We start from the raw sequence: 13,102 nt of genomic DNA, 5'->3' as shown, positions 1-13,102 counted from the left end.
GAGCCTCCGTAGTGCGTTGTTAATCAACGCATCAAGCTTGGCAAATAATGACTCTTTGTGCCGAGAATTTAGGGGCTTGGAGTGGGGAAGAGGAAAAACAAAAACGCCGCTCCGAGGAGCGGCGTTTTTGTTTCGTAGTTGGAGGCGCGTCCCGGAGTCGAACCGAGGTCCACGGATTTGCAATCCGCTGCATAGCCACTCTGCCAACGCGCCATAAGCTGTCGCTTGTGTGCGACAGCGAGGGGATTAGACCAGAAAGCCTGGACCGGTGCAAGGCCGCGGCGGAGTGTTCGGGCAATCGTTAAGCGGCAGGGCGACGAGGGTTTAAAATCTGCTCAGTTTCAGCGGGGCCTTACTCCTCCGGGTAGACCTTTTCCTTGAACTCACAGAGGTCTTCAATCAGGCAGGACCCACAACGGGGTTTGCGCGCGAGGCAGGTGTATCGCCCGTGAAGGATAAGCCAGTGATGGACATCGACCTTGAATTCGGCGGGAACCACTTTGAGCAGTTTCTGCTCCACCTCATCGACATTTTTTCCCACTGCGAACTTGGTGCGGTTGGATACGCGAAAAATATGGGTGTCGACGGCAATGGTGGGCCAGCCAAACGCGGTGTTGAGGACCACGTTGGCGGTCTTACGGCCAACGCCGGGCAGCTTTTCCAGCGCCGCCCTGTCCTGGGGAACCTCCCCATTGTGTTGCTCCACCAGTATGCGTGCCGCCTTGATGACATTCTCCGCCTTGGTGTTGTAAAGGCCGATGGTCTTAATATGCGCCTTCACTCCCTCGACCCCAAGGTTGAGCATCGCCTCTGGCGTATTGGCGATCGGGAACAGCTTGCGGGTTGCTTTGTTGACGGAGACGTCGGTGGCCTGGGCGGAGAGCGCCACCGCCACCAGCAGTTCGTAGGGAGAGGAGAACTCCAGCTCGGTTTCCGGGTGGGGGTTGTTGGTACGCAGGCGCTCCAGGATCTGGCGCCTTTTCTCTTTATTCATGCCTCTTAAGTCCCTTTGTTAGCTTATCCGTACCCGCTCAACCGGGGCTTTTACATCGCTTCGGGGGCTGACCATCGCTTCTACGCGGCTATTGAGCCGGTTTTTCGCCGCGATCAGTAACCCCATGGCGATAAAGGCTCCAGGCGGTAGCAGCGCCAGCAGGAAGGGGCTGTCGAGATGGTACACCTGGACCCTGAGTATCGTGGCCCAATCCCCCAGGAGCAGGTCGGCACCATCAAACAGGGTGCCCTGGCCAACCAGCTCGCGGGTACCGCCAAGGATCATCAGTACCAGGGTGAAACCCAGCCCCATCATCAGACCGTCCCAGGCCGCGATCCCCACCGGGTTCTTGGAGGCGAAGGCCTCGGCACGACCGATGATGACGCAGTTGGTGACGATGAGCGGAAGGAAGATCCCCAGGCTGAGATAGAGCCCATAGGCGTAGGCGTTGACCAGCAACTGCACGCAGGTCACCAAGGAGGCGATGATCATTACGTACACCGGGATCCGGATTTCGTTGGGGATCCCTTTACGCAGCAACGAGACCAGGATGTTGGAACCGACCAGCACCAGCAACGTGGCCAACCCCAGCCCCAGGGCGTTGGTCAGGGTATTGGTCACCGCCAGCAGCGGGCAGAGCCCCAGCAACTGGACGATGCCGGGGTTGTTTTTCCACAGAGCCTGCCAGGCAATATCGCGATAGGGGGGATGGCTCATGGCTGTGCTCCTTGTTCGTTTTCACTCCAGCAGCGAGGGGCCTGGAGCAGCTTAGCCTTGTTGCTGTTGAAGTAGATCAGGGCGTTTTTCACCGCTTTGACATAGGCCCGAGGGGTGATGGTGGCACCGGTGAACTGGTCAAATTCACCGCCGTCACGCTTGACCGCAAAGCGAGGATCTTTCTCCGACTCGAGCTGGTAGCCGCTGAAGCGGGTGACCCAATCGGAGCGGCGAATGTCGATCAGATCCCCAAGGCCGGGTGTCTCATTATGGTTGAGGGTGCGCACCCCGAGGATCTCCCCGTTCCAGCGGATCCCGACAATCAGGTGGATATCGCCGTTGTAGCCATCCGGGGCCACGGTTTCCATTGCCATTGCCACCGGCTCTGAATCCCGTCGGGCGATGAACGCCGGCTGGGGTTCGCGGGTGCCGAGATATTGCCGGCTTTGCAGCAGGCGACAGTCATCGTGCGGCGCGTTGTTGTACAGGTCGCCTGGCAGGATCTGGGCCAGGGTCGCGACCAGTTGTTGCTTTTGCTGCTCGGCGATCCGGTCCTTGGTGCCCTCATGGGTGAGGGCCACCAGGCCAGCCGCCGCCAGGCCAAACAGGGCCAGGAGCAGGCCGTTTCGGGTCATGGACGGGATCATCTTAGCTCCGGTGTCCGTAGGTGCGGGGGCGGGTGTAATAGTCGATCAACGGCACGCTCAGGTTGGCCAGCATGACGGCAAACGCCACCGCATCCGGGTAGCCGCCGAAGCTTCGGATCAGGTAGACCAGCAGGCCAATCAGCGCGCCGAAGGCGAGGCGACCCCGGTTGGAGGTCGCCGCGGAGACCGGGTCCGTGGCGATAAAGAAGGCGCCAAACAGGGTCGCACCGGAGAAGAGGTGCAGACCGAGCGGTCCGGTTGCATCCGGCGCAAGTAGCATGCCCAGCAGGGCGCAAAGCGATAGGGTACCCAGCATCGCCACGGGGATATGCCACCGGATCACCTTGAGTTTGAGCAGGGCCAGGCCACCGAGCAGGAAGCCCAGGTTTACCCAGAGCCAGCCTTCGCCGCCCAGTGCACCGTAGATAGGCTTGGCGAGGCTCTCACCGGTGGTGAAGCCCCGGGTAAGGTCGGTTTTCAATGTGTCCAGCGGCGTGGCCATGGTACTGCCATCGATACCCAGTCGCAGCGCTTCGAAACTGATGTCGAGCGGCGCAAAGCCGGCGAAGATCGCCACCAGACTCTCTGTGAGTCCCAGGGTCTGGGCTGCCAGGTGCTGAGGCGGCAGCCACTGGGTCATCTGCGCCGGGAAGGAGATCAACAGGGTGACGTAGGCTGCCATGGCGGGGTTAAACAGGTTCTGACCGATGCCACCGTAGAGCTGCTTGACCAAGACAATGGCGAAAATGCTTCCCAGCACCGGGATATACCACGGGGCCAATGGTGGCAGGCAGATCCCCAGTAGCAGCCCGGTTACCAGGGCCGTGTTGTCCTTCAGGGTCAGGGCGACATCGCGTCCACGCAGTCGGATACAGAACGCTTCCGCCAGCAGGCAGGTGAGTACCGCCAGGGTGATCTGCACCAGGGTGCCCCAGCCAAAATAGAACCACTGGGCCAGCACGCCGGGAATCGTGCAGAGGGCCACCAGCAGCATCACTTTGGCGGTGGGGGTCCGCGACGAAAGGTGGGGGGAGGAGGCGATCTTAAATGCCATCAGTCGTTCTCATTCTCATCGTTCTTTTGAGTGTCGCCACCTTGGGAGCGGGCAGCCGCTTGTTTCGCCTTGGCCTTGGCGATGGCGGCAGCCACGGCGGCTTTGCGCCGGGCGTCGCCATCATCTTTTTTCTCCTGGGCGTCGCCGGTACTGCCTTGGGTGATGGTATCGCCTGCTGGGCGGGCCTCTGCGGTCGCGGCGGCCTGTTTCGCTTTGGCTTTGGCGATAGCGGCGGCTACGGCGGCTTTGCGTTTGGCGTCGCCGGCATCTTTTTTCTCAAGGGCGTCGCCGGTACTGCCTTGGGTGAGGGTATCGCCTGCTGGGCGGGCCTCTGCGGTCGCGGCGGCCTGTTTCGCTTTGGCTTTGGCGATGGCGGCAGCCACGGCGGCTTTGCGTTTGGCGTCGCCGGCATCTTTTTTCTCAGGGGCGTCGCCGGTACCGCCTTGGGTGAGGGTATCGCCTGCTGGGCGGGCCTCTGCGGTTGCGGCGGACTGTTTCGCTTTGGCTTTGGCGATAGCGGCGGCTACGGCGGGGCTTTTTGAAGCACCTGATGGGCCGGCGGAGCCGCTTTGGTCCACGGAGGTTTCCCTGGTGCGCTCAGTGTCGCCCTTCTCGCCCTGCTTTTGCGCCTGCTTCGCCTTGGCACGGGCAATGGCAGCAGCCACGGCGGGGTTTTTGGCACTGTCGCTGCTGCTTGTGGAGGGTTTTGGCGTTGGCTGCGTGTCCTGGCTCGGCTCTGTGGGCTCGGCACTGCCCTGCGCTTGTGCCTGCTTGGCTTTGGCACGGGCGATAGCGGCGGCGACGGCGGCTTTAGGGGCATCGTCCGGGGAGGGCTGCGCTTTTTGTGCCTTGGCCACCCGGGCCTGGGCTTTGCGCTGGCGACGCAGCTCCGCCATATCCTGCTCGTCGCCCTTGCCCTCGTTCGCTTCCGGACTCTGTTCGGCCTGCTTGGCCTTGAGTTTGGCAATGGCCGCGGCGACGCCGGCGCTGGGCGCGGCCCCCGGTGTGGCCTTGGCCCGCTGTGACCGCTGCTCCCGGGCCTGTTTCTCCGCTTCCAGTCGAGCCTTGCGGGCTTCGAATCGGATCTTGGCCTGTTCCGCCTTAGCGGCGCTGGTGGACTGGTCGCGCAGGGCGGCCTTGGCGATACGGTAGTGCTCCACCAAGGGGATGTCTGAAGGACAGACATAAGCACAGACGCCACACTCGATGCAGTCGAACAGGTTGAGCTTATCGGCCTTGTCGTACTCCTTAGCCTGGCTATGCCAGAAAAGCTGCTGTGGCAGCAACAGCTGAGGACAGACCTGGGCACAGTCACCGCAGCGGATACAGTTGCGAGGTTTGGGTTGTTCCGGCAACTCCTCACGGCTGGGTACCAACAGGCAGTTGGTGGCCTTGACCACAGGGGCATCAATATCCGGTAGGGCGAAGCCCATCATGGGGCCTCCCATGATCAGCGGTTGGGCGGGGAGGGGGTTGGCGCCGCTTTGTTGCAATACCCAGCGGATCGGGCTGCCCAGCAGTGTCCAGTAGTTTCCAGCCTGGCCAGCCTGCTCACCGGTGATGGTCACCACGCGCTCAATCAGCGGCTCATCATCGAACACCGCTTTCTTGATGGCGTAGCAGGTACCTACGTTATGCATCAGCATGCCGAGATCCACGGGCAGCTTGCCTTTGGGGACCTCCTGTCCAGTGAGAATCTGGATCAACTGCTTCTCCGATCCGGAGGGGTACTTGGTGGGGATCGAGCGGATCTTGACCTGTTCCTGATCCAAGTGGCTGGCTTCCAGAGCCTTCGATATTGCTGCCAGGGCTTCCGGTTTGTTGTCCTCGATGGCGATCACCACCCGGTCCGGGTTCAGCATATGGATCAGCACCTCGATCCCCAGCAGGATCTCGCCGGCGTGCTCGCGCATCAGGCGGTCGTCAGCGCTGATGTAGGGCTCGCACTCGGCACCGTTAATCAGCAGGGCGGTGACGCGGTTAGCGGGTGCCAGTTTGACTGCGGCGGGGAAGGTGGCGCCACCGAGGCCGGCGATCCCCGCATCGCGGATAACTCGGTGCAGTTCGTCCCGCTCCAGCCCTTGGACGCTGCTGCGGGTCTCCCGCGGCCGCCAGTGATCCTGGCCATCGGGGATAAGCTCAACCCCGAGCTCTCTCAGTCCCGAGGGGTGGGCTGTCACTCGGGGTTCGATGGCAGCGATGGTACCGGAAGTCGGGGCATGGACAGGCACCGACCAGGGGGAGTCCGCCCAGGTGAGCGCATCTCCTTTCAGGACACGCTGACCGGGTTTCACCCGGAGCATCCCTTCGCTGCCGGCGTGCTGCCGCAGGGGTATCCATAGCGAGGGTGGCAGCGGCAGCCGTTTGATCGGGGTTTGATTGGACAGGGTTTTGCGCTCCGGCGGGTGGATCCCACCGGGGAAGGTCCATAGCTGGCCTTGATCCAGTTGCTCTAGTAATGTCTGCACGGTTTACACCTGCTTGACCGGGATCTGCTTGAGATCCCAGTGCCAATTTTTCGGAGTCATCGCCACCGGGCGCATCTCGATGCAATCGACCGGGCAGGGCTCGACACAAAGATCACAGCCGGTACAGAGGTCGGCGATCACCGTATGCATCTGCTTGCCGGTGCCCAGGATCGCATCCACCGGGCAGGCCTGGATACACTTGGTGCAACCGATGCAGTCCTCTTCGATGATGAAGGCGACCTTGGGCTGACTGTCGGCGGCGTCCGCGTCCAGGGGCTCGGGTTCAACCCCCAGCATGTCCGCCAGCTTGGCCACCGTCGCTTCCCCGCCCGGCGGGCAGCGGTTGATGGGTGCCTCTCCCTTGGCGATCGCTTCGGCATAGGGACGACAACCGGGGTAACCACACTGGCCGCACTGGGTCTGGGGCAACGCCTGCTCGATCTGCTCGACCATGGGGTCGCCTTCCACTTTGAACCTGATGGCGGCGAAGCCCAAGACCACGCCGAATACCAGCGCCAGCAGGGCCAGCAGCCCGACAGCGACAACAACACTACTCATGGAATTACTTTACCAGTCCAATGAAGCCCATAAAGGCTAATGACATCAATCCTGCGGTGATCATGGCGATGGACGCTCCCTTGAAGGGGGTCGGGACATCGGCCGCGGCCAAGCGTTCACGCATGGCGGAAAAAAGGACCAGCACCAGGCCGAAGCCGACGGCGGCGCCGAACCCGTACAGCACCGAACCGATGAAGTCATGCTGCTCAGTGACATTGAGCAGGGCAACCCCCAGCACGGCGCAGTTGGTGGTGATCAGTGGCAGGTAGATCCCCAGTACGCGATGCAGGCTGGCGGAGGTTTTCCGCACCACCATCTCGGTCAACTGAACCACCACGGCGATCACCAGGATGAAGGCGAGGGTGCGCAGGTAGGTCAGTGCCAGGGGTTCCAGCAGGTAGTGGTTGACCAGGTAGCTCAGGGTGGAGGCGAGAGTCAGCACGAAAGCCGTCGCCATCGACATACCGATGGCGGACTCAAGTTTTCCGGACACCCCCATGAAGGGGCATAAGCCCAGGAACTTCACCAGCACGAAGTTGTTCACCAGGACTGTGCTTACCAGCAACAGCAGATATTCGGTCATGAAAACAGGATCACAGCAAGGAATAAGCCGATATTATCGGTAAACCCGCCGCGTTAAACAACCGACCGGCAATAGGGTTTTGCGCTGTTAGGACATAAAACGCCCCCGGCCGGAGCCGGGGGACAGATCTAGGCGGTTTCTTCGGTCAGGGGCTTGGTGGCGGCCAGAAGATGCCCCTGAAGTCCATCGAGACGCAGGGCCTCCAGGGTGGTTTTCTCTTCGGTCTTTTCCACGTGGGTCGCGATCACCTTGATTTCCAGGCGAACGGCGATGTCGATCAGCATCTTGATGAAGAAACGGTTGTTGCTGTTGTTGTCGATCCCCTTGGTGAAGTGGGACGTCAGTTTGACAAAATCCGGGCGCAGAGCATGCAGGCTACGGAAAGAGGTCAGCCCCTGACCAAAATGCTCAATGGCGATGCGGACCCCCAGCTTATGCAGGGTGCCGATCCAGCGGCGCATCGATTCGGGTCCGGTTTCAATGGCGTGCTCGCTAACCTCAAGGATCAGACGCCCCTTGAGGTTAGGGGAGTTGCGCAGCCGCTGCTCCAGCCAAAGCAGGAAACTGGGCTCGTTCAGGGAACGGTTGGCCAGGTTGACGCCAAAACAGCGTGCGGGGTCATCGTCTCGGTTGATCTCGCGGGTGAGCATGTTGAAGATCAACTTGTCCAGATCCACGGTCTTACCGTAGCTGGCTGCGGCAGCGAACAGTGTCTCCGTCGGCAGAGGCTGTCCCTGTTCGTTGTGAAAACGGACGAACAACTCGTCGTATATGACCGACTTGCTGTGTGTCTCAAAGACCGGCTGGTAGGTGAACTCCACCCGGCCATTTTCCAATACGTCGTCGATTACGCGCTCCCACCGGTCGCGGTCAAGGTTCAGCGACATGGTCGCCTCAGTCATGCAGAAGAAGCTGTTTGGCGCCTGGGACTGGGCCACACTGACACCCGTATCCAGTTGGATCAGCAGCTGACTGAGGCGGGAGTTGACGGTGTAGGGGACTGTGCCGATATAGCCGGCGGAGGTGACCCCTTCGCGCTCGGCTATCTCTTTGAGTTGCTTGCCGATGGGCTCCAGCAGCGGAACTAACTCTTCCGGTTTAACATCGGGCAGTCGCAACAGAAAGTCGCTGCTGCTGTAACGGTAGAGCGAGGCGTGCTTCTGATCATTGGCCAGACGCTGAAGGTTGGCGGCAATGGTGGCCAGGTAGATGTCGCCTGCCTGCTTCCCCATCCGCTGGTTGATCTCCTCCAAGGCACAACTGCGAAGCATCACCAACTGTCCATGGGCAACACCGCCCTTAAGCCCGTTCTCCATATCCTGGTTAAACGCGGCGCGGTTCGCTAACTGGGTAATAGGATCGATTCGGGCGCGCTGCTCATGCTCTTCCTTGGCCTGCCTGTCCTCAACAGACTGCAGTTTGAGCTGCTCACGTGTCTCAATAATGGCTTTGGCCAGGGGTTTGAACGGACCCCGGGTGGCGTTAAGCGCATTGGGCAGGGTGAGGCTGGGTAAGCGCTCGATGGCGAAGATCAGAAGGTTTCTCTGGCGCCATATCCGCCTGTCGGCGGCCAGTGAGAGCCACAGACTGAGGAAAAACAGGATAACGAGCGTGCCAAGCAGACCGTATCGGATGATATCGCTTTGAGCCAGGTAGTGATCCAGATCCAACCCCATTTCGATTTGGCGACCCGGCAGCGCTACGCTGATTTGAAATTTTTCGGCGGGCAGAACGGCACCGAGCCAGTGCTGGTTGACGCGAAAGATCCCGTGCTGCTCAATGATCTCCGAATTCGGGGACTCGATGCGGTAGTACTGTACCGGGAACATCTCGGTCAGCTCGGTGATCGTGACAGCTTCCCGGGAGAGCAGGGAGGCCAGGGCGTCGCGGTCGGCATTGACTCGCTGCTGTGTCAGAAGCAGGTCCATGCTCATCAGCAGCGCGATGGAGCACAAACCAGTGAGCAGCAGCGCTAAGCTGCCAAATCGAATACCGAACATTCTGTGATAAGTCCTTTTTCACTCAATGGCCCGTAGGTTACACCGCCTACCACGCCTAGGGTCAAGTCTTTCGATCCTGTCAGGCCAGATTATTACCAAGCGTAGACGCCGGTGGCCTTTTGGCGGTGCAATTTCGCAACGATTAAGGGTCCTTACGTTTAAACTTCGGCGGGTTCTGCGATTTTTCAAGGCATCCCATTGGGGCGGATCCGATAGGCAAAATCGGTGCCGGTGCAAGAGCAGATTGGCGAAGTGCGGGATCTGCGCTTGCCGAGCCCGAAATTTGGCAAGCCTGCCGGCCGTTCACGGCGGCCCCACCACCGGAGCTCGCTCCTCCAAGAACATCACCCGGAGATGGAAAAATAAGGTATTTAACCCATTGACTTTTATAAGTTGAGGCGGGGCGCGACCTTCTTCTGGTTATCCACTGTTTTTGTGGATAACCGTGTTTATGTGGCGTCGTCGCGGTCGAAAAATCCCGGTTTGACGCCGCTTTGAGGCGTACTGATGGACCTTTGTGTATAAGTTTTGACCTTATACTATTCAATCACTTAGAGCCTGACCGGTGGAGTGCGGGCGATCCCCTGGACGCTGCGCGAATCCAATCGACTGTGTTAAAGTCGGGTTGCGCACCCGTTTCTGTTTCGATCTTCATTCTGGAGAAGTCGTTGTCCCGCCCGCCCGTTCATCAATTAACCCAAGGCGACCCCGTCGCCCACCTGAAACGCATGACCTGGCCGTTACTGCTGGCGATGGTGTTGCTGACCTCTTTTAACTTCGTGGATGCCTATTTCGTCAGTTTGCTGGGTACCGAAGAGTTGGCTGCCTTCTCCTACACCTTCCCGGTCACTTTCACCCTCTTTTCCATGGTGATTGGTTTGGGGATAGGCACCTCGGCGATGGTGGCCACCGCACTGGGGCGAGGCAGAGCGGCCCGTGCCCGCGCCGCTGGCGGCACGGCACTGGCGCTGTCGGCGTTGCTGGTGCTGGTGATAAGTGTGCCGGTGTGGTTGGGCCACGATGCCATCTTCCGGCTGTTGGGCGCAGACGAGGCGATGCGTAAATTGACCGATGACTACATGTCGGTCTGGCTGATGGGGGCGATCTTTGTGGCGTTTCCCATGGTGGGCAACGCGGTGATGCGGGCCAACGGTAATACCCGGGGCCCCAGTCTGGTGATGGCGGCCAGTGCCTTTACCAATGCCGCCCTGGACCCGCTGTTTATCTTCGGTTGGGGCCCGTTTCCTGCATTGGGTTTGGCGGGCGCGGCCTGGGCGACGGTGATCGCCTACGGGTTATCCAGCCTACTCATCCTGTACATGCTGCTGGTCCGGATGAAGGCGCTTGGCTGGTACCGCCGGCGTCGGGCACAGGTGTTGGCGGCACGGCAGTTACTGGCGGTGGCCGCGCCGGCGGCCGGGGCTAACATGCTGACCCCCATGGCGATGGCGGCGATGACGGCCATTGTGGCGCAGTATGGGGATGCGGCGGTGGCGGCGCTGGGTGTGGGTACCCGCCTGGAGTCCCTGGCCACCCTGGTGATCCTCACGCTGTCAATGAGCCTGCCACCACTGATCAGTCAAAATGCCGCGGCGGGTCAGATGGCTCGGGTGCAGCACCTGTACCGCTCGGTGATCCGGTTCATCCTGATCTGGCAGGGGGGGATCTACCTGGCGCTCTGGGCCCTTTCCGGACAACTGGCGGCACTTTTTGCCCAGGACGCCGAGGTGGCCCAGAGTCTGGGACTGTTGATCGCGATCTTGCCCCTCAGTTGGGGACCGCAGGGGGTGGTGATCCTGACGAACTCGAGCTTCAATGCCCTGCGCCGACCGATGAACGCGCTGACTCTGTCGATTATCCGGCTTTTTGTCACCTACCTGCCGCTGGCATGGATCGGTGGTAAACTGGCGGGCCTGCCGGGTGTTTTCTCCGGCGTGGTGGTGGCGAATCTCGTCACGGCGATCATCGCCTGGCGCTGGCTGGATCGCTGTCTTCACCACCCAACCGCGCCACTACCGAGTCCGTCCAAACGCTAAGAGGTGTTCCAGGCATGAGCCGCCCCTTCAAACTTCAGTCCCGTTTTCAGCCCGCCGGCGATCAGCCTGAGGCCATCGCAAAGTTGCTTGAGGGGATCCAGGCCGGGTTGGCGCACCAGACCCTGCTCGGGGTGACCGGCTCCGGTAAAACCTTCACCATGGCCAATGTGGTAGCCCAGTTGCAGCGGCCCACGATCATCCTTGCCCACAACAAGACCCTGGCTGCCCAGCTGTATGGGGAGATGAAGGAGTTCTTTCCCCAGAATGCGGTGGAGTATTTCGTCTCTTACTACGACTACTACCAGCCGGAAGCCTACGTGCCCTCTACCGACACCTTCATCGAGAAGGACGCCTCCATCAATGCCCATATTGAGCAGATGCGTCTGTCGGCGACCAAGTCGCTGATGGAGCGACGTGACGTGATCCTGGTGGCGTCCGTCTCCTCCATCTACGGCCTGGGGGATCCTAAGGCGTACATGGCGATGCTGCTGCACCTTCGGGTCGGAGACATCATCAACCAGCGGGATATCCTGAAGCGCCTGGCGGAGCTTCAGTACCAGCGCAATGATGCCGCGTTTGAACGGGGAACCTTCCGAGTTCGCGGGGAGGTGATCGACATCTTTCCGGCGGACTCCGAACGGGATGCGGTCAGGGTGGAGTTGTTTGACGAGGAGGTTGAGCGGATCAGTCTGTTTGACCCCCTCACCGGCGCCGTGGAGAGGACCACTGCCCGCTACACCGTGTACCCCAAAACCCATTACGTGACCCCAAGGGAGACGATCCTCGAGGCGATCGACGATATCAAAGCGGAGCTGAAGGTCCGCCATCAGCAGCTGTTGGATAACAACAAGCTGATCGAGGCACAGCGGATCAAGGAGCGAACCCAGTTTGACATCGAGATGATGCTGGAGCTGGGCTACTGCTCCGGGATCGAGAACTACTCCCGCTACCTCTCCGGTCGGGCACCGGGGGAGCCGCCCCCGACACTGCTGGATTACTTGCCGGACGATGGCCTGCTGGTGATCGACGAGTCCCACGTGATGGTGCCGCAGTTGGGGGCGATGTACAAAGGGGATCGCAGCCGCAAGGAGACCCTGGTGGAGTTTGGTTTCCGCCTTCCCTCGGCGATGGACAATCGTCCCTTGAAGTTCGAGGAGTTTGAGTCCATCGCGCCGCAGACGGTGTTCGTGTCCGCCACGCCGGCGGCGTACGAGTTGGAGAAATCCGGCGGCGAAGTGGTGGAGCAGGTGGTTCGGCCTACTGGGCTGCTGGACCCGGAGATCGAGGTTCGCCCGGTAGCCACCCAGGTGGATGACCTTCTGTCGGAGATCCGTAAACGGGTGGCGGTAGGGGAGCGGGTGCTGGTGACCACCCTGACCAAGAGGATGGCGGAGGACCTGACTGAGTACCTGGAGGAGCATGGCCAAAAGGTTCGTTATCTGCACTCCGACGTGGAAACGGTGGAGCGGGTGGAGATCATCCGGGATCTGCGTCTGGGCACCTTTGATGTGCTGGTGGGGATCAACCTGCTGAGGGAGGGGTTGGACATGCCGGAGGTGTCTCTGGTGGCGATCCTTGATGCTGATAAGGAGGGGTTCCTGCGCTCGGACCGTTCGCTGATCCAGACCATAGGCCGCGCCGCCCGGAACGTGAACGGCAAGGCGATACTCTATGGCGACCGCATCACCGGCTCGATGCAGCGGGCCATCGAGGAGACCCAGCGGCGGCGTGCCAAGCAGGAGGCGTTCAATGCGGAGCATGGCATCGTGCCCAAGGGGCTGGATAAGAAGATCACCGATGTGATGGACCTTGGCGGCGGTAAACGTCCCGGCGCACGCAAAGTTGCGGAGGCCAAACCGGATTACGCCATCAAGTCGCCGCAGCAGCTGGTTAAGGAGATCGCCGCCCTCGAGAAGCAGATGTACCAGCATGCCAAGGACCTGGAGTTTGAGCAGGCGGCGGCGTTACGGGATGAAGTGGCCCAGTTGCAGGCCCAACTGGTGAGCGGATAGGCGCAAACGCTGACCCCTTGCCATACTTAATCC

At 60.8% G+C, this 13,102-nt stretch carries 10 protein-coding genes and 1 tRNA gene; 2 read left to right on the top strand and 9 right to left on the bottom strand.

The window, feature by feature from the left end; all coding sequences use genetic code 11:
- Positions 1 to 139 precede the first annotated feature (139 nt).
- The 9 genes from ABD997_RS04710 to ABD997_RS04670 all read right to left on the bottom strand — a co-directional run bounded on the left by ABD997_RS04710 (position 140) and on the right by ABD997_RS04670 (position 9,021).
- Positions 140 to 213: transfer RNA gene (locus tag ABD997_RS04710), tRNA-Cys, on the bottom strand.
- A 139-nt stretch (positions 214 to 352) separates the two neighbouring features.
- Positions 353 to 994, bottom strand: a complete 642-nt coding sequence (nth, locus tag ABD997_RS04705; protein ID WP_345315848.1) for an endonuclease III — start codon at positions 992 to 994, stop codon at positions 353 to 355.
- A gap of 18 nt (positions 995 to 1,012) precedes the next feature.
- Positions 1,013 to 1,711 (bottom strand): electron transport complex subunit E, encoded by a 699-nt coding sequence (locus ABD997_RS04700; RefSeq protein ID WP_345315847.1) that lies wholly within the window; start codon positions 1,709 to 1,711, stop codon positions 1,013 to 1,015.
- A complete protein-coding gene (gene rsxG, locus ABD997_RS04695; protein WP_425557046.1) occupies positions 1,708 to 2,346 on the bottom strand; it encodes an electron transport complex subunit RsxG in 639 nt (212 codons plus the stop codon). The genes ABD997_RS04700 and rsxG overlap by 4 nt, the downstream gene beginning before the upstream one ends.
- A 13-nt stretch (positions 2,347 to 2,359) precedes the next feature.
- Positions 2,360 to 3,412, bottom strand: a complete 1,053-nt coding sequence (rsxD, locus tag ABD997_RS04690; RefSeq protein ID WP_345315845.1) for an electron transport complex subunit RsxD — start codon at positions 3,410 to 3,412, stop codon at positions 2,360 to 2,362.
- A complete protein-coding gene (rsxC, locus tag ABD997_RS04685) occupies positions 3,412 to 5,880 on the bottom strand; it encodes an electron transport complex subunit RsxC (protein ID WP_345315844.1) in 2,469 nt (822 codons plus the stop codon). Before rsxC ends, rsxD begins: the two co-directional genes overlap by 1 nt.
- 3 nt (positions 5,881 to 5,883) lie before the next feature.
- Positions 5,884 to 6,438: an electron transport complex subunit RsxB gene (gene rsxB, locus ABD997_RS04680; RefSeq protein ID WP_345315843.1), complete on the bottom strand. Its 555-nt coding sequence runs from the start codon at positions 6,436 to 6,438 to the stop codon at positions 5,884 to 5,886.
- A 4-nt stretch (positions 6,439 to 6,442) separates the two neighbouring features.
- Entirely contained in the window at positions 6,443 to 7,021 is a 579-nt protein-coding gene (gene rsxA / locus ABD997_RS04675; protein WP_345315842.1) for an electron transport complex subunit RsxA, read from the bottom strand.
- 128 nt (positions 7,022 to 7,149) lie between these two features.
- Entirely contained in the window at positions 7,150 to 9,021 is a 1,872-nt protein-coding gene (locus ABD997_RS04670) for an EAL domain-containing protein (RefSeq protein WP_345315841.1), read from the bottom strand.
- Between the two features lie 728 nt (positions 9,022 to 9,749).
- Here ABD997_RS04670 and ABD997_RS04665 point away from each other — a divergent pair.
- Both ABD997_RS04665 and uvrB read left to right on the top strand, forming a co-directional pair.
- Positions 9,750 to 11,057, top strand: coding sequence for an MATE family efflux transporter (locus ABD997_RS04665; protein WP_345315840.1), 1,308 nt, complete (start codon positions 9,750 to 9,752; stop codon positions 11,055 to 11,057).
- Positions 11,058 to 11,071: 14 nt separating this feature from the next.
- Positions 11,072 to 13,069, top strand: coding sequence for an excinuclease ABC subunit UvrB (gene uvrB, locus ABD997_RS04660; protein ID WP_345315839.1), 1,998 nt, complete (start codon positions 11,072 to 11,074; stop codon positions 13,067 to 13,069).
- The last annotated feature ends 33 nt before the right edge of the window (positions 13,070 to 13,102 follow it).

The organism is Ferrimonas gelatinilytica (assembly GCF_039544205.1).
Classification (GTDB): Bacteria; Pseudomonadota; Gammaproteobacteria; order Enterobacterales; family Shewanellaceae; genus Ferrimonas; species Ferrimonas gelatinilytica.
This window is presented reverse-complemented; position numbering and strand designations above follow the sequence as displayed.

Bases quoted from the DNA above. Each gene is read 5' to 3' on its own strand.
- rsxD (WP_345315845.1), bottom strand. From the start codon at position 3,412: ATGGCATTTAAGATCGCCTCCTCCCCCCACCTTTCGTCGCGGACCCCC.
- ABD997_RS04665 (WP_345315840.1), top strand. From the start codon at position 9,750: ATGACCTGGCCGTTACTGCTGGCGATGGTGTTGCTGACCTCTTTTAAC.
- ABD997_RS04670 (WP_345315841.1), bottom strand. From the start codon at position 9,021: ATGTTCGGTATTCGATTTGGCAGCTTAGCGCTGCTGCTCACTGGTTTG.
- uvrB (WP_345315839.1), top strand. From the start codon at position 11,072: ATGAGCCGCCCCTTCAAACTTCAGTCCCGTTTTCAGCCCGCCGGCGAT.
- rsxG (WP_425557046.1), bottom strand. From the start codon at position 2,346: ATGACCCGAAACGGCCTGCTCCTGGCCCTGTTTGGCCTGGCGGCGGCT.
- ABD997_RS04700 (WP_345315847.1), bottom strand. From the start codon at position 1,711: ATGAGCCATCCCCCCTATCGCGATATTGCCTGGCAGGCTCTGTGGAAA.
- nth (WP_345315848.1), bottom strand. From the start codon at position 994: ATGAATAAAGAGAAAAGGCGCCAGATCCTGGAGCGCCTGCGTACCAAC.
- rsxA (WP_345315842.1), bottom strand. From the start codon at position 7,021: ATGACCGAATATCTGCTGTTGCTGGTAAGCACAGTCCTGGTGAACAAC.
- rsxB (WP_345315843.1), bottom strand. From the start codon at position 6,438: ATGAGTAGTGTTGTTGTCGCTGTCGGGCTGCTGGCCCTGCTGGCGCTG.